Source organism: Phytohabitans houttuyneae, assembly GCF_011764425.1.
GTDB lineage: Bacteria > Actinomycetota > Actinomycetes > Mycobacteriales > Micromonosporaceae > Phytohabitans > Phytohabitans houttuyneae.
On the sequence record NZ_BLPF01000002.1, the window covers coordinates 302,559 to 322,840 of the forward strand.

14 protein-coding genes and 10 tRNA genes are annotated in these 20,282 nt (G+C 71.4%); 20 read left to right on the forward strand and 4 right to left on the reverse strand.

All coding sequences use genetic code 11. From position 1 onward, the window contains the following. Window positions 1-420: 420 nt before the first annotated feature. From Phou_RS24950 to Phou_RS25005, 12 genes are all read left to right on the forward strand, one after another. Window positions 421-493 (forward strand) — tRNA-Pro (locus Phou_RS24950). Between the two features lie 8 nt (window positions 494-501). After that, window positions 502-579: transfer RNA gene (locus Phou_RS24955), tRNA-Glu, on the forward strand. 1 nt (window position 580) lies between these two features. Next, window positions 581-655, forward strand: a tRNA-Arg gene (locus Phou_RS24960). 5 nt (window positions 656-660) lie between these two features. Further along, a tRNA-Pro gene (locus tag Phou_RS24965) sits at window positions 661-734 on the forward strand. A 4-nt stretch (window positions 735-738) separates the two neighbouring features. Continuing rightward, window positions 739-825 (forward strand) — tRNA-OTHER (locus Phou_RS24970). Window position 826: 1 nt separating this feature from the next. Further along, window positions 827-898, forward strand: a tRNA-Lys gene (locus Phou_RS24975). Between the two features lie 12 nt (window positions 899-910). After that, window positions 911-982 (forward strand) — tRNA-Arg (locus tag Phou_RS24980). Between the two features lie 26 nt (window positions 983-1,008). Beyond that, window positions 1,009-1,092: transfer RNA gene (locus tag Phou_RS24985), tRNA-Asn, on the forward strand. Between the two features lie 48 nt (window positions 1,093-1,140). Then, a tRNA-Val gene (locus Phou_RS24990) sits at window positions 1,141-1,212 on the forward strand. A 799-nt stretch (window positions 1,213-2,011) separates the two neighbouring features. Next, the gene (locus Phou_RS24995) at window positions 2,012-2,569 is read left to right on the forward strand and encodes a dihydrofolate reductase family protein (protein WP_173059530.1); all 558 of its coding nucleotides are present in this window, start codon (window positions 2,012-2,014) and stop codon (window positions 2,567-2,569) included. A 13-nt stretch (window positions 2,570-2,582) separates the two neighbouring features. Then, a tRNA-Tyr gene (locus tag Phou_RS25000) sits at window positions 2,583-2,666 on the forward strand. Window positions 2,667-2,939: 273 nt separating this feature from the next. Then, complete coding sequence (locus Phou_RS25005) at window positions 2,940-4,532, forward strand: TROVE domain-containing protein (RefSeq protein ID WP_173059533.1); 1,593 nt, start codon at window positions 2,940-2,942, stop codon at window positions 4,530-4,532. 54 nt (window positions 4,533-4,586) lie between these two features. Here the strand turns inward: Phou_RS25005 and Phou_RS25010 are convergent, their stop codons facing one another. After that, window positions 4,587-6,965, reverse strand: a complete 2,379-nt coding sequence (locus tag Phou_RS25010; protein ID WP_173059536.1) for an ABC transporter permease — start codon at window positions 6,963-6,965, stop codon at window positions 4,587-4,589. Then, window positions 6,962-7,654 carry an ABC transporter ATP-binding protein gene (locus Phou_RS25015; RefSeq protein ID WP_173059539.1) on the reverse strand — a complete coding sequence of 231 codons (693 nt, stop codon included), beginning with the start codon at window positions 7,652-7,654 and terminating at the stop codon, window positions 6,962-6,964. Before Phou_RS25015 ends, Phou_RS25010 begins: the two co-directional genes overlap by 4 nt. A 309-nt stretch (window positions 7,655-7,963) precedes the next feature. Between Phou_RS25015 and Phou_RS51265 the strand changes: the two genes are divergently transcribed. The 7 genes from Phou_RS51265 to Phou_RS25045 all read left to right on the forward strand — a co-directional run bounded on the left by Phou_RS51265 (window position 7,964) and on the right by Phou_RS25045 (window position 13,485). Beyond that, complete coding sequence (locus Phou_RS51265; protein WP_218579191.1) at window positions 7,964-8,236, forward strand: hypothetical protein; 273 nt, start codon at window positions 7,964-7,966, stop codon at window positions 8,234-8,236. Beyond that, a complete protein-coding gene (locus Phou_RS25020) occupies window positions 8,227-9,183 on the forward strand; it encodes a sensor histidine kinase (protein WP_218579357.1) in 957 nt (318 codons plus the stop codon). The genes Phou_RS51265 and Phou_RS25020 overlap by 10 nt, the downstream gene beginning before the upstream one ends. Before the next feature lie 59 nt (window positions 9,184-9,242). Beyond that, entirely contained in the window at window positions 9,243-9,839 is a 597-nt protein-coding gene (locus tag Phou_RS25025) for a response regulator (protein ID WP_246274069.1), read from the forward strand. A 9-nt stretch (window positions 9,840-9,848) separates the two neighbouring features. Beyond that, window positions 9,849-10,829: an ArsR/SmtB family transcription factor gene (locus Phou_RS25030; RefSeq protein WP_173059545.1), complete on the forward strand. Its 981-nt coding sequence runs from the start codon at window positions 9,849-9,851 to the stop codon at window positions 10,827-10,829. Between the two features lie 164 nt (window positions 10,830-10,993). Beyond that, complete coding sequence (locus Phou_RS25035) at window positions 10,994-12,247, forward strand: epoxide hydrolase family protein (RefSeq protein ID WP_246273855.1); 1,254 nt, start codon at window positions 10,994-10,996, stop codon at window positions 12,245-12,247. A 46-nt stretch (window positions 12,248-12,293) separates the two neighbouring features. Continuing rightward, complete coding sequence (locus Phou_RS25040; RefSeq protein WP_173059551.1) at window positions 12,294-13,013, forward strand: hypothetical protein; 720 nt, start codon at window positions 12,294-12,296, stop codon at window positions 13,011-13,013. 43 nt (window positions 13,014-13,056) lie between these two features. Continuing rightward, the gene (locus Phou_RS25045; protein WP_173059554.1) at window positions 13,057-13,485 is read left to right on the forward strand and encodes a hypothetical protein; all 429 of its coding nucleotides are present in this window, start codon (window positions 13,057-13,059) and stop codon (window positions 13,483-13,485) included. Here Phou_RS25045 and Phou_RS25050 read toward each other — a convergent pair. Next, a complete protein-coding gene (locus tag Phou_RS25050; protein WP_246273856.1) occupies window positions 13,482-15,722 on the reverse strand; it encodes an MMPL family transporter in 2,241 nt (746 codons plus the stop codon). The genes Phou_RS25045 and Phou_RS25050 overlap by 4 nt on opposite strands. A 238-nt stretch (window positions 15,723-15,960) precedes the next feature. On the opposite strand from Phou_RS25050, the gene Phou_RS25055 reads away from it, so the two are divergent. After that, window positions 15,961-19,422: a PQQ-dependent sugar dehydrogenase gene (locus Phou_RS25055; protein ID WP_173059560.1), complete on the forward strand. Its 3,462-nt coding sequence runs from the start codon at window positions 15,961-15,963 to the stop codon at window positions 19,420-19,422. On the opposite strand, the gene Phou_RS25060 is transcribed toward Phou_RS25055, so the two are convergent. Further along, window positions 19,417-20,253: a helix-turn-helix transcriptional regulator gene (locus Phou_RS25060; RefSeq protein WP_173059563.1), complete on the reverse strand. Its 837-nt coding sequence runs from the start codon at window positions 20,251-20,253 to the stop codon at window positions 19,417-19,419. The two genes, Phou_RS25055 and Phou_RS25060, sit on opposite strands and share 6 nt — an antisense overlap. Window positions 20,254-20,282 lie beyond the last annotated feature (29 nt).

The following is a 20,282-nucleotide window of genomic DNA, read 5'->3' on the forward strand; positions in this document are numbered from 1 at the left end:
TCCTGGTGGCGCGCCGCTGATTCCAGACTGTGGACGATAAACCCGTTGACCCTCGTGTATTGCCGGGCTTACCGTTGATCTCAACGCCGACACCGACTCCGGGGAGCGAACGACATGTTGTGGCACGCCTCATCCAAACCGCAGCGCCAGCCGCTGTGCGGTTTCGTGGGCATGCCCTATGTCGGGCGACCCGTGGAGACGACCGCCAGCAAGCCGGCCCACCCGGGCCAGAGGTGGCGACCGTAACGCTTACGACAGCGTCTACGCCGCCCACCCAGACCAGGGACCGGGCGGCGTTTCCGTTGTTGCGCCACTTCAGCCCCGGCTTCGGCCGGTTGGCTTCGACTGTTGAAAACTCCACAGTGGATGGCATGCGTGAACGCCCGGCCCGGCGGCGAAAAAGCCGCCGGCAGGGCGCTTCGGGAACGACCGGCACGGTGACCGGACCTGATTTGGGATCAGGAAGCGCGGGGTTCGACTCCCCGGTTCCCGACGACGCTTGGGCCGTCGGAGCAGCTGGTTACGCTCACCTCGCTCTCAACGAGGAGATCACGGGTTCGAGTCCCGTACAGCCTACCATGCCCCTGTAGCTCATCTGGAGAAGAGCGTCGGCCTACGAAGTCGAAGGTGGCAGGTTCGAGTCCTGCCAGGGGTACGCATCGGGACGTGGCGTAGCTTGGTAGCGCACTGCACTGGGGGTGCAGGGGTCGTCGGTTCGAATCCGGCCGTCCCGACTGTGGAAGGCAGCGCGGCGTGGGCTGCAGCCGGCCTCGAAAGCCGGAGCCCGGTGCGAGCCGGCGGGTTCGACTCCTGTGCCTTCCGCCACGCCTCCGTAGCTCAGAGGAAGAGCAACCGCCTCTTAAGCGGTGGGTCGGGATTTCGACATTCCCCGGGGGCACGAGAACCACTTCTCTCACTAGCTCAACGGATAGAGCGCCCGCGTCCTAAGCGGCGGATCCGGGTTCGACTCCTGGGTGGGAGACGTTCGATTCCCGCGCGCGCGACCCTTCCCGTGTAGACCGTAAACGGAAGCGGGCCGGACTGTTAATCCGGTGGCGGAAGCCTCTGCTGGTTCGAGTCCAGCCGCGGGAGCGTTGGTGGAGCCGGCCTGGCTGCGGAAGGGCCGGCGCGCCGCGCAACGCCTGTGTAGCTCAACGGAAGAGCGCCGCTCTTACAAAGCGGAGGCCGGGGGTTCGACACCCTCCTCAGGCACGGTGACTGTGGTGTACCGGCAGTGCACGGCAGGCTGTGGCCCTGCAGGTCCCGGATCGTCCCCGGGCAGTCACCCCACGCGAGGACGCCACCGGTGGTGAGGTGGGCCGGCCGTAACCCGGTTGCCTTTGTCTTCAGCCTGGATCCACCGATCAATAGCGACCGGCTTGGTGTGTCCGAATAGGAGAGTACCCCTGACCTGGGAAGATCGTGCCGTTCGTTCAGGAGAGCGTCTTGTCGCTGGTCGACCACTTCGACCTGCCGGATGAAGCCTGGCGCGGCGCCGTGTGGCGCTAGAGACCTTTCGCGGTCAGGGTGAGCCTTCGCAGAGTCCGACCCGAGTTAGCTGTGAGCTGCCGCTGTGCCCGCGGGTACCGACTCACCCTCCGCGGTCGCCCAGCTCAACCCAGGAGCCCTGATCCGGCAGATCTTGGCAAGTTAGCGTCGAAATAACGCGCCAACTCACCAAGGTCTCGGCTGCGGCGCCGCTTGCGTGCGACGGATGGTTGCTGACGGTAGTAGAGCCCTCCAGGACGGCGCTGCATCGTGGGCGGACTCGGCGCCGCGGTCCGTGACTGTTGATTCGGAGCAGGCCCTCGGGGTTGAGCCTGGGGACCGCGCAGGGTGAGGCCGCGGGAACGCACCCCCGGGGAAACGTGGAGCGCAGCGGAGCGTTTCCCCGGGGGCCCCGCACAACGGTCCGGACCACCGCGGACATCGCGGCAGCTCACATCTCGTTCGCTTTGAACTTTCCAGAAGGGCTCACCCTGACCGCGACAGGTCCTTAGACTCGCCGGCAATGGGAATCCTCACGTTCAGCATCAACGTCACCCTGGATGGTTGCGTCGACCACCAGGAGGGGATTGCCGACGACGAGACACACGCGTTCTTCACCAGACTCCTGGACGAGCGCGGAGCGATGCTGTGGGGTCGTGTCACTTACGAGATGATGGAGGGCTACTGGCCGGCCGTCGCCCGGGGCGATGTGGAAGCGCCGCCGTCCTTGCGTGAGTGGGCGGTCAAGCTGGAGGCCAAACAGAAGTATGTGGTGTCGTCGACGCGCGAGGACTTTCCGTGGACCAACAGCCACCACATCGGCGGCGATCTGCGTGAGGGCGTGCAGAAGCTCAAGGACGCGACCCCGGCCGGGGTCCTGCTCGGAAGCGGCAAGCTCGCGACCGAGCTCGACCGGCTGGACCTGATCGACGAGTACAAACTGCTGGTCCATCCCAGGATTGCCGGCCATGGCCCGACGCTGTACCAGGACGGGCTGCCCAGCACGCGCCAGCTCGAGCTGCTCTCGGCGGAGCCGCTCAGCAACGGTGTGGTGTCCATGCACTACCGCCGCGCGCGCTGAGTCACACGTCCGAGCGGGCGCGCCACCGATGGTGAGGTGGGGCCGGCTGTAACCCGGTTGCCTTTGTGCTCAGGGAGTTCGAGTCTCTCCGCCCGCACGGTGCGAATGCCATCCACTGTGGACTGCCGTCCGGGGTTGGTTCTCGGAGGGGTGTGTACGGGCACGCTGGCGGCCAGCCTGTGTGAAGGACGGGGCTACTTCGACTCTGGATCGAGAGGGTGCGGGTTCGAGTCCCGCCGTCCCCACCAGCCTGGGGACGTAGCTCAAATGGAAGAGCGCTAACGTTCCTCGTCCGACTGGTTCTCGGCTGGCCTCCAGCGTGCCCGTGCAAACGCCTCTCCCCAACGCATGAAGGGAAGAGGCGTTTTCCATGGCCAAGTTCAACACCACCAGGACGCGCGCTGCTGCGGGCAACGGCCCGCTGGCCGCCGAGAAGACGCCGAGCCTGCGCACGTACGAGGGTGCGCCGGGCTTCGCCCGGGACGTGAAGTCCGAGCTGTTCCTGCTGGCCGTCGCCAACTTCGTCGGCGAGGACACGTTCTACGAGAAGGCCGGTTCGCGGGACGGCCGGTTCGCCGGCCTGGTCCGGCAGGTGGCGTACGCCGACGTCGACTGGCTGACCGCCTTCCTGCGGTGGCTGCGCACGGACGCCAACCTGCGGTCCGCGCCGATCGTGGCTGCCGCGGAGGCCGTCAAGGCGCGGCTCGACGCCGGTGTGCACGGCGGCAACCGTCAGCTTGTCACCGCGGTCATGGCGCGTGCGGACGAGCCGGGCGAGTTCCTGGCGTACTGGCGTTCGCGGTTCGGCCGCACCGTTCCGCTGCCGGTCAAGAACGGCCTGCGCGACGCCGTCGTGCGGCTGTACTCGGAGCGGAGCCTGCTCAAGTACGACACCGGCGCGCGAGGCTACCGGTTCGCGGACCTGATCGACCTGTACCGGCCGGCGCCGAAGGACGAGCGCCAGTCGGCACTGTTCCGGCACGCGCTCGACCGGCGGCACCACCGCGCCGACGACGTTCCCGCGGTGCTGTCGATGCTGCGTACCCGCGGCGAGCTGGCGGCGCTGCCGGTGGGCGAGCGGCGCGCGGTCCTGGCCGACCCCGCGCGGCTGGCCCGAGCCGGCATGACGTGGGAGGCGCTGTCCGGGTGGCTGGACGGGCCGATGGACAAGGCGGCGTGGGAGGCGATGATTCCCTCGATGGGCATCATGGCGCTGGCGCGAAACCTGCGAAACTTCGACGAGGCGGGCGTCAGCGACCAGGTCGCCGCGACCGTGGCGGCGCGGTTCGCCGACCCGGCCGAGGTCGCCAAGTCCCGGATGTTCCCGTTCCGCTGGCTCGCGGCGTACGAGCAGGCGCCGTCGCCGCGGTGGGGCCACGCCCTGGACAAGGCGCTGCAGGCGTCCCTGTCGCACCTGCCGGCCATGCCGGGCCGCACCTTGGTGCTGGTGGACACCTCGGCGTCGATGTCCTCGGGCGGCTTCTCGAAGCACTCGAAGATGACGCCGGTGAAGGCGGCCGCCGTGTTCGGCGTCGCGCTGGCGGCGAAGGGGGAGCGCGTGGACCTGCACGGGTTCGCCGACGGTGTGTTCCGCCACCGGGTCGGCAAGGGCGCGTCGGTGATCAAGGAGGTGGCGGCGTTCTGCAAGCGGATCGGCGAGGTGGGCCACGGCACCCAGGTCGCCCAGTCGATCCGGGCCACGTTTGCGGGCCACGACCGGGTGTTCGTCATCTCGGACATGCAGACGATGACCGGCCACCACGCCGGCGGCGTCATGCAGGCCGTGCCGCGGTCGGTGCCGCTGTACGGCGTCAACCTGGGCGGTTACCGGCCGGCGGCGTTCGATGCCGGCTCGCCGAACCGGATCGAGTTCGGTGGCCTCACCGACGCCATGTTCAGGATCGTCCCGCTGGTCGAGGCGGGCGGCGACGCTTCCTGGCCGTGGTTGGCGCCACAAGGGTGACAGCCACCGGCCCGCCGCTCACGGGCGATTTCCGTGAGCGGCGGGCTCTTCTCGTCATTCGGTGCGCAGCGCCACCGCGACCCGTGTCTTTGCCGCCCACCCGGCCGGCATCAGTGCGCCGACCACCGCGATGAGCAGTCCGGCGAGGCCGAATACAAGCAGCGCCACCGGGCTGTACACGTCGAGGACCGCGTCGGGCAGGCGGAAGCCGACGCTGCTGGCCATCTCGGTGATGACCGTGCGTTGCAGGAGCACGCCGAGCGCCGTACCGAGCGCGCCTCCGACGAGGCCGGTGACCACGACCGAGGCGATGACCATCGCCGTGACCTGCCGCGGGCCCATCCCGAGCGCCTTGTGCACCCCGAGGTCGTGGACGCGTTCGCGGGTTTCCAGGACGACCGTGTTCATGACGCCCAGGCCGGCGACGACCATCAGCATGAGGCTGAGCAGCCCGGTCAGCGTGTTGACGATAATGATCATTTCGTCGGGCTCGTGGCTGATGCGGTCGGCCTGCGCGCCGAGCGGCTCCAGCGCCGCCGACAGGCCCTGGACATACGCCCCGGTGTCGGTGCCGGACCGCACGCTGACGTAGTACGTCATCGGTGCCAGCTCCGGCTCGGCCTGGCGAAGCGTGGCGAGGTCGGTGACCACCTGCATGCCGTCGTTGTCGGTGTTGAACACCTCGCCCACGATCTTGACGGTGAGGTCGACGCTGTTGACGGTCAGCACGATGCTGTCACCCACCTCCTTGCCGGCCGCGGTCAGGAACGGCGTCGATACGACGATCTGTCCCGGCCCGCTCAGCCACGAGCCGGAGACCATCCGGTAGTAGCGGGCCGAATCCGGTCCGGTGACGCCGACCGCGTCGAGGCTCCCGGTGACCCCCACAGCGGTGAGCTCGCTGCGCGCCGTGCCCATGTACCCACCGGTGCCCGTCTGGGCGGCGATCGCCTTCTCGATCGCCGCCGGGTCGTCGAGCGGCTGCGGTCCCCGCGGCCCCGGCTGCGGCCCTTCCGGACCCGGTGGCGGTCCACCTTGCCTGAACTCGCGCGCCATGCCGACCTCGACGTCGGCGATGTCCTCGACCTCCTGGACCCGGTTCAGCGAGGTACCGAGTCCGACGGCGAACGTGACAGCCGCGGCGCCGAACGCGATCGCGGCGACGATGCTGACCGCTCGTACCGGCCGGGCGAAGGGGTGGGCGAGGCCGAGCGTCACCGGCCGGGGGATCGGCAACCGGCCGGTCAGCCGGGCCGCCCACTGGCCGCGGCCGGGTCGGGGGGTACGGCCGACGGCGAGCGCGTCGACGCTGCGCAGCCGGCCGGCCCGGATGGAGGCGGCGAAGGCGGTCACGGCGACCATGGCGAGCGCGCCGCCGACCACCACCGCGTCGACCCACGGCTCGACGCCGCTGTCGTTCGTGCCGTAGATGCGGTTGGTCTGCGCGAGGATCGGCACGGTGAGCAGGTTGCCGGCGACGACGCCGAGCGCCGCACCGACGGTGGCCGGGATGAGTGCCTGGCTCATGTACGCCCGGACCACCTTCGCCGGGGTGAAACCGAGCGCCTTGAGGATGCCGATCCGGCGGGTGGCGGTCGAGACGGCGCCCGCCACCACGTTGCCGATGATCAGCACCGCCATGACCACGCCCAGCACTCCGAACGCGATCAGGAACGGCACCAGCAGGATGGTGTCGCCGGTCGCCTCGCGGCGGACGTCCAGCCATGACTGGGCGCTGGCGACCGCGCCGGCGGGCAGGGTCGCCTCCACGGCGGTCCGGCCGGTCTGTACCTGCGCGGCCGTGTCGGCCGTGGTGAAGCGGTAGAGCATCTGGTACGTGCGGGGACCCTCAGGTCCGGTCCAGGCGGCGAGCTGCGCCGGCGTGGTCCAGGCGTCGGCGGTCAGGCTGACCGACCGGGCGATCCCGACGACGGTCACCGAAGGGCTGCCCGGCGCCTCGGTGACCGTCCACTGCCGGCCGGTGGCCTTCGGCGGCAACCGCAGGCCACCCCCCGTGGCCAGCACGATCTCCCCGGGGGCGGTCGCCCACCGGCCTTCGATGAGGTTGACCTGGTCGACCGTGCCGCCCGGGTCGGCCCGCCCGACGACGTTCAGCGGCGGGAGCCGGTTGCCCGCCTGGCTGGTCAGTGAAAACTGCGCGCTCGCGAACGGCCCCGCCGACGCGGCGACCCCCGCGGCGCTCGCGGAGTCGGCGAGCTGCGCCTCGGTGGCCGCATCCGCGTTGAACTGGGCGGTGAGGTGCGCACCCCGTTGCTGCTTGAACGCCCGGTCGAAGGGCCCGTGCGAGGCCACCATCAGCGAACCGCCCAGGACGGCCGAGGTCACCGCGATCATCACGACCAGGCCGATCACGACCGTCTGGACCCGCCGCCGGCCCACCCCGGACCGGACCACCCGCGTCAGCGCACTCATCGGACCGGCTCCATCGCGGAGTCGGCGGCGATCCGCCCGTCGAGCAGCTGGACGGTCCGGGTGGCGCATCTTTCGGCGAGCACCAGGTCGTGGGTGACCAGGATGATGGTCTGGCCGTCGGCGTGCAGCTCGGACAGCAGCCGCATGACATCCTCGCCGGAGGCGGTGTCCAGGGCGCCGGTCGGCTCGTCGGCCAGCAGCAGCGCCGGCCGGTTCATCAGTGCGCGGGCGACCGCGACCCGCTGCCGTTCACCGCCGGAGAGCCTTCCCGGGTACGCGGAGGCGTGCCGGCCGACGCCGAGCCGGCCGAGCAGCTCGGTGGCCATGCGGTGGGCGGTGCCGCGGCTCGTCCCGGCCAGCTGCGCCGGGAGCATGACGTTGTCGGCGACGGTCAGGTCGTCGAGCAGGTTGAAGAACTGGAACACCAGCCCGATGCGGGTGCTGCGGTACCGGGCCGAGGCCGCCTCGCCGAGCTTGTCGACCCGGATCCCGTCGACGGTGACCGTGCCGGTGCTCGGCCGGTCCAGCCCGGCCACCAGGTTGAGCAGCGTCGACTTGCCGCTGCCGGACGGGCCGAGGACCGCCACAGCCTCGCCGGGCGCGACGCTCAACGACACCTCACGGAGTGCCGGCGGTCCTTCGTCGTACTTGCGTGTCACCTCGTGCAGTTCGATCAGCGGTGCGGTCATCTCCCCGTCTCCTCACTCGCTCGTGGTTCGGCGGCGCTGACGCTATGGCCGGGGACGAATCGCGCACATCGCCAGCGGGAGGCATATTCGGTACCCCATCGGGATGAGCGGTCGTGGCGTCATCCTTGCGATGTAGGCGTGCGATGTACGGCCGCCGCTCGCGCAGCGGATGCCGCCGGGCCGGCCCGGTGGAGAGAATGAGCAGATGACGGGGCGTGCGGTGGCCATGCGGCTGCGGGCTGGCATCCGGTCGCTGACGCGTCCGGTCGGCCCGCTGCCGCCGTTGTCGCGGCGGGGCAGGCGTTCGACGTGCTCCTGGCGCTGGGGCTGGGTCTGCTCGCGATCCAGGCGGGCGACACCGGATCCGGCGACCGGCGGTCGATCACCCACATGGAGATCCAGTCGGCGGAGCGCATGCGCCTGCTGCCGGAGCGTGCCGAGCCGGTGTGGCCGCCGTTCCTGCCGGTCGAAGACGACGGGAGTGGCTGGACGGCGGTGCTGCTGCTGTTGGTCGCGTTGCCGCTGGTGCTGCGCCGCCGGTACCCCTCGGTGTGCTCTGGTCCTTGCTGGCGATGGCCGTGATCGTCAGCGACAACCCGGCCGCGCTGCGGTTGTCGTTCTTCGCCTGTGTGATCGCCGGCTACAGTGCGGCCGTCTTCAGCCCGTACAAGGTGCCGGCCCTGGCCAGCCTGCCGCTGGCGGCGGTCATGCACGCCGGGCTGCAGTCGGATGCCAGCTCGGTGTCGGGCAGCGCCGTGCCGTTCCTGATCCTGCTGCCGATCGCGGTGGCGGCCGAGGGCCTGCGGCGGTGGAAACAGCACGCGGACGACGGCCGGGCGCGGATGTCGGCGATGGAACACGAGCAGATCGAGGCGCTGCGCCGGGCGACCGAGCTGGAGCGTGCCCGGATCGCGCGGGAGCTGCACGACGTGGTGACCCACAACGTCAGCGTGATGGTGATCCAGGCCGGCGCCGCCCGGAAGGTCATGGAGGCCACCCCCGAGGAGGCGCGGGCGGCGCTGCTCGCGGTCGAGGCCAGCGGCCGGGCGGCGATGACGGAGCTGCGGCAGGTGATGGGGCTGCTGACGATGGACGGCGACGCCGGCCGGCGGGGCGAGGCCGACCTGGCGCCGCAGCCGACGCTCGACGGGCTGGACGCGCTGGTGGTGCGGATGCGCGACTCCGGGGTCGCGGTCGACTTCGAAATGCGCGGGCAGCGCGCGCCGCTGCCGTCCGGCGTCGAGCTGACCGTGTACCGGCTGGTGCAGGAGGCGCTGACGAACACCGTGAAACACGCGGCCGGCGCGTCCGTGCGCGTGCTCGTCGAGTACGCCGCGGACCACGTGCGGGTCGAGGTCACCGACACCGGCGGCCGGCCGGGCGCGACCGCCGGTACCGGCACCGGGCGGGGGCTGATCGGGCTGCGGGAGCGGCTGTCGGTCTACGGTGGCACTCTGCAGGCGGGCCCGCGGCTGACCGGTGGGTACCGTGTCCAGGCTCGGATTCCGGTGGAGGTGGGCACAGCGTGACCGCGGCGCTGCGGGTGGTGGTCGCCGACGACCAGGCGCTGGTCCGGGCCGGGTTCCGGATGATCTTGACCGCCGACGGTATCGAGGTGGTCGCCGAGGCGACGACCGGGCTCGAGGCCGTGGACGCCGTGCAGCGGCACCGGCCCGACGTGGTGCTGATGGACATCCGGATGCCCCAGATGGACGGCCTCGCGGCCACCCGACAGATCCTGACCGGCGCCGGCGAGGCACCCCGCATCATCATGCTCACGACCTTCGACCTCGACCAGTACGTGTACGCGGCGCTGAGTGCCGGGGCCAGCGGCTTCCTGCTCAAGGACGTCACTCCGGAGCAGCTCGTGGGCGCGGTCCGGCTGGTCCGCAACGGCGACGCGCTGCTGGCGCCGGCGATCACCCGCCGCCTGGTGCAACGGTTTGCCCAGCAGGACCCCGAACCGCCGACCATCCACCGGGACCTGGCCGCGCTGACCCCGCGCGAGCTGGAGGTGCTCGGCCTGCTGGCCGAGGGCCTGAGCAACGCCGAGCTCGCCGGCCGCCTGCACCTGTCCGAGGCGACCGTGAAGACACACGTCGCCCGGATCCTGGCCAAGCTCGGCCTGCGCGACCGCGTCCAGGCGGTCGTCGTCGCGTACCGCACCGGCCTGGTCGCCCCTTAGGATCGCGGCGTGATCCAGCTGCGGATGGGCGTGGCCGACGTGGCCCGAACGCGGTTCGGGTACTCGCCGCTGGCCGAGGTGGTGCAAAGCCTGTACCAGCTGTCGTCGCCGCGGGTCGCCGCGCTGCACCGGCCCTGGTGGGAGGCGACGCGCGGCGGCCTGGGCGGCGTCGACATGCCGCTGCTGCGCGCCGTGTTGCCGGCCGGCGCGTTCGTGGCCGACTTCCTGTTCGCGGCGGCCAGCCACCCCGGCGGCATCGACGAGCAGCTGCGCCTGGTGGCCGAGGCCGACGTGGCGGCGATCCGCGCGGACGTGGAGGCGGTGTGGGGGCGCGAGCCGCTGCCGGGACCGGCCCGGGAGCTGATCGCGGAGGGCTCCGCCGGTGCGCGCCGGCTGGCGGAGGTGTTGCGGCGCTACTGGACGGTGGCGATCGAGCCGCACTGGCCGAGGCTGCGCGCCGTGCTGGAAGACGACCTCGCCTACCGCGCGGCGCAGCTGACCACCGGCGGTGTCGACGCGCTGCTGTCCGACCTGCATCCGGAGGTCAGCGTGCGCGGTGACGTGCTGCGGATCGACAAGCCGCGGCACACGGTGGACCACGACCTTGCCGGCGACGGGCTGAGGCTGGTGCCGTCGGTGTTCGCCTGGCCGCGACTGATGGTGGACAAGGCGCCCGGCCGGGCCGCGACGCTCGTGTACGCCTGTCGCGGGGTCGGCCGGCTGTGGGGACGCGACGCCGACAACGCCGGCTGCGACGACGGGGCGTTGGGTGCGCTGCTGGGGCAGAGCCGCGCGGCGATCCTTGACTGCCTGGCGCTGCCGAAGTCGACCACCGAGCTCGCCGGCGAGCTGGGGCAGAGCCCGCCCTCGGTGAGCTTCCACCTGTCGGTGCTGCGGCGCAGCGGCCTTGTGACGTCATGGCGTTCCGGGCGGCGGGTGCTGTACCGGCGCACCCACCTCGCCGACGAACTCGTCGCCGCCAGCGACTGAGCCGCCAGCGACGGAGCCGGCACCGACCAAGCCGCCAACGACCAAGCCGGCACCGACCAAGCCGCCAACGACTGAGCCGGATTCCACCACCGTCGAATCGTTGGCTGCCCGCCGCGGGCTTGCCACGGTGGTACCGCATGAACGGCCGACCCTCGGGAGGAATCGTGCGGACCGGAACCAGCCGTCGTAGTCTCATCGCCGCCGCGGGCGCCGCCGCGGTGCCGCTCGCCTGGGCCTCGCCCGCCTCCGCCGAACCCGGCGTGGCGCTGCCGCCGGCCACGACGGAGGTAACCCCGCTGCGGCTCGCGGTCTCCGACGACGCCCTCCGCGACCTGCGGCGCCGCCTGGCCGCGACCCGCTTTCCGGAGCGGGAGACCGTCGCGGACGGGTCGCAGGGCGCGCCGCTGCAGCGGGTACGCGCGCTGGTCGAGCACTGGCGCTCCCGGTACGACTGGCGCCGGGTCGAGGCTCGGCTCAACGGGTTCGGCCAGTTCCGTACCCGGATCGACGGGTTGGGTATCCACTTCCTGCACGTGCGGTCGCGGCACCCGAACGCGATGCCGGTGGTCCTCACCCACGGCTGGCCCGGCTCGGTGGTGGAGTTTCTCGACGTGATCGGGGCGTTGACCGATCCCACCGCGTCCGGTGGCAGTGCGGCGGACGCCTTCCACGTCGTGGTGCCGTCGCTGCCGGGCTTCGGCTTCTCCGACCGGCCGGCCGCGACCGGCTGGAACGTGCCCCGCATCGCCAACGCGTGGGGCCAGCTGATGGCCCGCCTCGGCTACCGCCGGTGGCTGGCACAGGGCGGCGACTTCGGCAGCGTGGTGACGCACGAGCTGGCCAAGCTCGGGCCTGCCGGCCTCGCCGGGGTCCACCTCAACTTCTTCCCGATATTCCAACCGCCGGCCGGCGACCCGCCAACCCCGGAGGAACAGGCGTCGCTGGACCAGCTGCGGCGGTTCTTCGACGACGGCGCCGGGTTCATCTACCAGCAGTCGACCCGACCCCAGACCATCGGGTACGCGCTCGCGGACTCGCCGGCCGGGCAGGCCGCCTGGATCTTCGAGAAGTTTCTGGAGTGGACAGACAGCGACGGCGACCCCGAGCAGCTGCTCGGCGTCGACCGGATCCTCGACGACATCATGCTGTACTGGCTGCCCGGCACCGGCGCCTCCTCCGCCCGCATCTACTGGGAGGACGCGCGCACCGCCGCCACGCCCAACGACTTCCGGGTACCGGTCGGGTTCACCACCTTCCCTGGCGAAATCATCCCCACGCCGCGCGTCTGGGCCGAACGCGTCTACAAGTCCCAGCTGATCTACTACAACAAAGCGGACCGTGGCGGGCACTTCGCCGCATTCGAGCAACCCGCCATCTTCACCGACGAGCTGCGCGCCTTCGCCCGCCTGCTGCGCTGAATCGCGGCCGCCGCGGGGGATGGTGGCGGCTTCCTACGCTGTGGGCATGCAGCTGACCGAGATGAGCGTCATGGGGTTTCGGACCTCGGTCACGGTGTTTCGGCGGCCCGCCGGTGGGCTGCGCTGGGTGATCATCCCGACCATCCACATGGGGCACGCCGACTACTACTGGGCGATCTGGCAGCGGCTGCGCTCCTGCCAGGCCGTCATCGCCGAGATCTGGGACGGGCCCAGCTCGACCGGGATGGCGTACGCCAACGCGATGCGCCTTGCCCGCCAGCGAGCCAGTCGTGACCTGGTGCCGCAGGACATCGACTACGGCGCCCTCGGCGTGCCAATCATCTTTCCCGACGAGTACCTGGCGCCGGAAGCCGACCCGGACCGCCGGATGTCGCGCGAGGAGCGGCTGACGGCGACCGTGATGACGCCGATCCTCGCGCTGCACATGGCGCTGACGGGCGACGGCGACTGGCTCGGCAGCATCCCGCTCGACATCTACGACAACACCGAGTTTCGCAAGGGCGAGGACGACCGCAAGCGGGAAGGCCTGCTGCTGGACGTGATGCGGGAGATCGACGGCGAGTTCGCCGCCGAGGACATGGAGGTGGCCGTCGTCTTCGGGGCGGCGCACATGCCGACGGTCGTCCAGGAGCTGACCAGCCAGCGCTACCGGGTGATGCCGGGCGCGCAGTGGCTGACCGCTATCGACTTCGACGAGCCGCCGTACATGCGCAAGCCGCCGCTGGACGGGTGGATGGACTGGTAGTCCACAGTGGGCGCCCCTCATCGCCGCTGCTACGGTGACCGCCATGCAGGACGCCGCACCGATCGATGCGTGGCTCACACACTGGCTGACGGCGCGTGAGCAAGGGTTTCCCGAGTGGTCCGCCGCCACCGGCCGCGCCGCCGACCTCGACTTCAGCCCGGAGTCGTTGCTGGCACTCGAGCAGGTCGTCCGGCACCGGACTCCCACCAAGCAGGCCCTGCACGATCCGGCCCACGCAGACTTCGTGCAGGGTGCGATCTGGTACCTCGGCGAGGTCGCCTGCCGCCATCGCTACGCACAGTGGCGTTACCACCCCGACCTCACCGGCCGGAGCAAAAACCCGTACGTGGGCCGGCCGTTCGTCCAACAGGACGGCGACGGAAACGACGCGATACCGCTGCTCGAGCTGCAGGCCGCTGTCCTGTCCGGCGAGTCGGGAGTACTCGTGGAGCGGTTCGAGGTGTTCGACTAGACCGGCGCCCGGGCGGCCGGGATCGGCGCGGCCACCGGCTCCGGGCTGCGGGCTGGCGGGGCAAACCAGCGCTCGTGCAGCCGGCGCAGCGGCGCGGGCGCCCACCAGTTCCACTCGCCGAGCAGGTTCATCAGCGCCGGCAGGAGCAGGCCGCGGACGACCGTGACGTCCAGCAGCAGCGCGACCGCCATCGCGAAGCCGATCTCCTTGACCGCGACGAGGTCGCCGAGCAGGAAGCCGAGGAACACCACGCCGATGCACAGCGCGGCGGCGGTGACCACCGGCCCTGACTTTTCGATGCCGGCGCGGACGGCGTGGTCGTTGGCCGGCGTGCGCCGTGGCGTGCGGCGGCGGGTGCGCCCGTCCCACTCCTCTTTGATCCGGGCGAGCAGGAACACCTCGTAGTCCATCGAGAGCCCGAACACGAACACGAACAGCAGGACGGGTGTGGTGAGGTCGATCGCGCCCCACGAGTCGAAGCCGAGCAACGCGTCGCCGACGCCCCACTGGAACACGACCACCAGCACGCCGAGCGTGGCGAGCAGGGTGAGCGCGTTCATCAGCAGCGCCTTGAGCGGCAGCACCAGCGAGCCGGTCAGCACGAACAGCAGCACCGTCGTGGACAGCAGGATGACCAGCAGCGCGATGGGAAACCGGTCGGCCACCGAGTCGCGGTAGTCGACAAGCTCCGCGGCGCCGCCGCCGACGAGCACCGGAAACGGCGGGTTCATCGCCCGGACCGCGCGTACGACGTCGCGGGAGGTCGGGCCGGCGGTCTCGCCCTCCGGCGTCACGTCGATGACGGCGGCCGGCGCGGTGATGTCGGGGCGCGGCTCGATCCGCAGCACGCCGTCGAGCGTGAGGAGCGCGTTCATGAAGTCGCGGACCGGGGCACCGGCCGGGTCGGCGTCGACCACCACGACGATCGGATCTGCCTGGCCGCCGCTGAAGTCGCGCTGTACCACCTCGTGCAGCCTGCGGGCCTCGGCCGAGGCGGGCAGCGCGCGGGCGTCGGAGTTTTCCAGGTTGACCGCGAAGACGAACGGCAGCGACAGCGCGAGAAGGCCGGCCGCGACGGCGAGCGCGACGGGCCCCGGCCGGCCCTGCGCGAACGCCGCGAGCCGCGCGAGCAGGCCGGGTCGGAACCCAGGCCCGGGCCCACCGTGGCGGCGCAGCCTGGCCGCGACCGCGCGGCGCAGCGCGATCACCCGGGTGGCGTCGTGGGGGCCGGGGATGCGGCGGTGCGTCACGGCGATGAGCGCGGGCACGGCGGTCAGGCCGGCCAGGGTGGCCAGCAGCACCGCGACCGCGCCGCCCAGCGCCATCGCGCCGAGCAGCGGTTCGGCGAACGCGTACAGGCCGAGCATCGCGGTGGCGACGGCGAGGCCGCAGATCAGCACGGTACGGCCGGCGGTCGCGGCGGTGCGGGCGACCAGCTCCGCGATCGGGGCGTCGGGGTCGGCCTCGCGCTCGTCCCGGAAGCGGGCGATCACCAGCAGCGCGTAGTCGACGGCGAGCCCGATGCCGAGCAGGGTGACCACGTTGACGGTGAACTCGCTGACGCCGGTGAGCGTGGTCAGCCCGAACAGGCCGAGCAGCGTCACCGACACCGTGGCGAGCGCGGCCGCGAGCGGGATCGCGCCGGCCACGAAGCCGCCGAGGGTCAGCACCAGCACGACAAGCAGGACGGCGATCGCGACCGACTCGCCGAAGGCCGCGTCCGCGATGGCCTGTTCGGCGAACGCGCGCTCCGCGAGCTTTTCGCCGCCGACCAACACTTCGGGCGCGTCGATGCGATGCAGCGCGCCGGCGACCGCGTCCTCCACCTGCTCCCGGCGCTCGTCCGGCAGGCCCCGCTCCAGCTCGACCCGGATCAGCGAACTGCGGTTGTCGGCGCCGATCCGCCCGCCCGCTGCGCCGTACAGGTCGTCGACCTCAGCGACACCATCCATCTCGCGGATCTCGCTTGTGACCGCCGTGATGTCGTCGACCAGCGCCTTGTCGAACACGTCCCGCCCGCCGACGACGGCGAGGACCAGCGGGCCCTCGGGCAGCAACTGGTCGACCCGCCGCTCCGCGAGCTGCGACTCGGCGTCCGGCCGCAGGCTGCCGCTCGTGGTGAGCCGGTCGAAGACCTGGCCTCCCAGGACCAGCCCGGCGGCGATCAGGACGAGCCACGCGCCGAGCACCGGCCACCGCCAGCGAGCACACGAACGGCCGAGCGCAGCGCACCTCACCGGGGCATGCAAACACCTTCGCGTTGAGGGCGCCACCCCGCGTACGGGCGGCCGAGGCCGCCGATCGACGTGCATCGTCCGGACCGACGGACAGGTTTGGCCGATCGGCCGGCGGTGGAGTCGGACAGCCGACACTTGGCGATTCCGCGTCCCGTTACGATTCGCCGATCTTGCTGCCGTGAGGGGCGTCCGTCCCGCTCGAAACGCATGACTTGGGGTTCCGCGATTGGGGAGGGGAATGCCCGTGATTCGGCGTGCGCTGGGTGGGTTCGTCGCGTTGGCGACGGTGTTCGCGGCTTCGTCGTTCGTCGGTCCGCAGTCCGCGTCCGCGGTCGCGCTGCCGAGCGGGTTCCAGGAGCAGGTCGTCTTCAGCGGCCTCAGCTCGCCGACCGATCTGGAGTTCGCGCCGGACGGGCGGGTCTTCGTCGCCGAGAAGGGCGGCCGGATCAAGGTCTTCGACGACCTCGCCGACACCACCGCGACGGTGTTCGCCGACCTGTCCGCGAACGTGCACAACCAGTGGGACCGGGGCCTGCTCGGACTGGCGCTGGCGCCCAACTTCCCGGCCAGCCCGTACGTGTACGTGCTGTACACCTACGACGCGCCGCCCGGTCAGACCGCCCCGGTCTGGAACGACGTGTGCGCCAACGCCAACGACGGGCGCTGCGTGGTCACCGGCCGGCTCTCCCGCCTGCAGGCCAGCGGCAACACGATGACCGGCAGCGAGCAGGTGCTGCTGCACGACTGGTGCCAGCAGTTTCCGAGCCACTCCATCGGTGACATCGCCTTCGGCGCGGACGGGATGCTCTACGTGGCCGCCGGCGACGGCGCGAGCTTCAGCGCGGTCGACTACGGCCAGCTGCCCGCCGGGGCGCCGACCAACCCGTGCACGGACCCGGCCAACGAGGGCGGGGCGCTGCGATCGCAGGACATCCGCACCGCGGGCGACGAGACCCAGCTGGACGGTACGCTGCTGCGGCTCGACCCAGCCACCGGCGCGGCCGCGGCCGGCAACCCGAACATCGGCTCGGCCGACCTGGACACCCGGCGGATCGTCGCCAACGGCCTGCGCAACCCCTTCCGGATCACCATGCGGCCGGGCACCAACGAGGCGTGGATCTCCGACACCGGATGGAACACCTGGGAGGAGGTCAACCGGGTGGTCAACCCGACCGCCGGCGTGACCAACTTCGGCTGGCCGTGCTGGGAGGGCAATGCCCGGCAGTCCGGGTACGACAGCGCCAACCTGCCGATCTGCGAGACCCTCTACACCGCGCCGGCGGGCACGCACGCCCCGCCGTTCGTGGCCTGGAACCACGCCAGCAGGCTCGTCGCGGGCGAGGCCTGCCCGACCGGTGGCTCCTCGTCGACCGGCGTGGCGTTCTACCCGACCGCCGGCGGCCCCTACCCGGCCGCGTACAACGGCGCGGTCTTCTTCGCCGACTACTCGCGCCGGTGCATCTGGGCGTCGCTGCCGTCCACGCCGGGCGGCCTGCCCGACGCGGCCAACCTGCAGACGTTCGTGTCCGACGCCGCCAGCCCGGTCGACCTGGAGGTCGGCCCCGGCGGCGAGCTGTACTACGCCGACCTCGGCGGCGGCACGGTCCGCCGGGTGCGCTACTTCCCGGGCAACCAGCCGCCGAGCGCGGTCGTCGAGGCGTCGTCGACGCAGGGTCCGGCGCCGCTGACGGTGACGTTCAACGGCACCGGCTCCACCGACCCCGACCCGGCCGACGAGGGACGCCTGCGGTACGCGTGGGACTTCACAAACGACGGGGTGACCGACTCCACCTCGCCGACGGCGACGTTCACCTACAACACGGCGGGCTCGTACACGGCGCGGCTGACGGTGACCGACACGTTGAACGCGACGGGCACCAGCACGATCACCATCACGCCGGGCAACGAGGCGCCGACGGCGGTGATCGACACGCCGGCCGCGAGCACGACCTGGGCCGTCGGCGACACGATCGCCTTCTCCGGACACGCCACCGACCCGCAGCAGGGCACGATTCCCGCGTCCCGCCTCGACTGGGACCTGGTGATGCACCACTGCTCCACGCCGGACAACTGCCACGAGCACAACGTGCGCAGCTGGACCGGCGTGGCGTCCGGGTCGTTCGAGGCACCGGACCACGAGTATCCGTCCTATTTGGAGCTCAAGCTCCGCGCCACCGACCAGGACGGCCTCTCGCACGCCGTGACGCGGCGGCTGGACCCGAAGACGGTCAACCTGACGTTCGCCACCGTGCCGTCCGGACTCCAGCTCACCGTCGGCTCGTCGTCGGGCACCACACCGTTCTCCCGTACCGTGATCCAGGGCTCGACCAACTCGGTGTCCGCGCCGTCGCCGCAGGGCTCCTCGGTGTTCGCGTCGTGGTCCGACGGCGGGGCGCAGACCCACGTCATCACCGCGCCCGCCGCGGCGGCGACCTACACCGCGACCTACACGGCGGCTCCGACTTCCCAGCGGATCGGCTACACCCAGGTCGGCGCGTCGCTCGACAGCGGCGACATGAACCACATGAACGGCTCGCGGTTCGTCACCGGCTCCGAACCGGCGGCGGTCACGTCCATGTCGGTGTACCTGAAGACCGTGCAGGCGGCGCCGAACAACCAGTACCAGCTCGCCATCTACGCCGACTCGAACGGCTCGCCCGGCGCGCGGGTGGCCACCAGCACGTCGGGCACGCTTGTGGCCAACTCGTGGAACACCCGGCCGGTCACCGCGACGCTGGCCGCCAACACGCCGTACTGGCTCATGTACAACACCAACGGCGACAACAACATGAGCTTCGACGCCGGCAGCGCCAACCAGGGCGCGTGGAGCGGATCCACGCTGTTCGGCACCTGGCCGGCGACGTTCGGCGCGTCCAGCCGGTGGAACGCGAAGTTCTCCATCTACGCGACGGCCGGCGCGGACACCGGCGCGCCGACGGTGAGCTCCACGACCCCGGCCGGCGGCGCCACCGGAGTGGCGGTGAACGCGCCGATCACCGTGCGGTTCAGCGAGGGCATGGCGGCGGGCACCATCACGCCCGCGAACCTGGAGCTGCGCGGCCCGGGCGGCACCCTGGTCAACCGGACCGTCACCTATGACGCGGCCAGCGAGGCCGCGACGATCACGCCGTCCGCGGCGCTGGCCGCCTCGACCCAGTACACGGTGACCGTCCGGACGGGCGTGACCGACGCGGCGGGCAACGCGCTCGCGGCCAACCACCAGTTCTCGTTCACCACGGCCGCGACCACCGCACCGCGGTTCGGGTACGACCAGGTGGGTGCCTCGCTGGACTCCGGCGACATGAACTACATGAACGGCTCGCGGTTCGTCAACGGCGCCACCGCGCTCACCGTCAGCCAGATCTCCGTCTACCTCAGGGGCGTGCAGGCCGCGCCGGCCAACCAGTACCAGGTGGCGATCTACACCGACGTGAACGGCTCGCCGGGCACGCTCGTGGCGTCGAGCACGTCGGGCACGCTCACGGCGAACTCGTGGAACAGCCGGCCGGTCACCGCGACGCTGGCGCCGAACACGGCGTACTGGCTCATGTACAACACCAACGGCGACAACAACATGAGCTTCGACGCCGGCAGCGCCAACCAGGGCGCCTGGAGCCAGCCGCGCCCGTTCGGCACGTGGCCGTCGTCGTTCGGTACGTCCACCCGCTGGACCGCGAAGTACTCGATCTACGCCTCATAGCGCGTCGATGCTTTCGGTTCCCAGCACGTTCAGCAGCGCGAGCGCCTCGGCGTCACGTGATCCGGGCGGCGCGGTGTAGAGCACGAGGTGCTGGTCGCGGTCGACGAGGGCGAGGCCGTCGCAGTCGACGGTGATCGGTCCGACGGCTGGATGGTGGAACGTCTTTGTGAGCACCGGGAGCGGCTGCACGTCGTGCCGCTCCCAGAGCCGGGCGAACTCGGCGCTGCCGTCGCGCAGCTCCTGGACGAGGCCGGTCACGGCGGGGTCCGACGGGTACCGGGCGAGGGTCGCGCGCAGCTCCATGACGACGTGGTGGCGGAACTGGGCGGTGTCGGAGATCGCGAACAACGGCGGCGGCCCGAGGAACGCGCGGCGGGCGAGGTTGCGGTCGGCCGGGGCGAGCCGGCCGAAGTCTTCCATGAGCGCCGCCGCGAGGTCGTTCCACGCCAGCACCTCGAAGGCCGCCGACGTGACGAACGCGGCGGTCAAAGGGAGGCGCTCCAGCAGCGCGAGGATGCTCGGGCGCACGTCGCGCCGGTGCAGGCCGGTCCGGATGGGCGCGGTGCCGGCCAGCACGTGCAGGTGGTCGCTCTCCGCGTCGGTCAGTCGCAGCGCGGTGGCGATGCCGGCGAGCACCTCACCGGACGGGCGCGGCGCCCTGCCCTGTTCGAGGCGGACGTAGTACTCGGTCGAGATGTGCGCGAGGACCGCGATCTCTTCACGCCGAAGGCCCGGCGTCCGCCGCCGCGGACCCGACGGGAGGCCGACGTCCTGCGGGCGGAGCCGCTCGCGCCGGCTGCGCAGAAACCTCCCGAGCTCTTGCTTGTCCATACGCCCCAGTCTGCGCCTTCCACGACGGC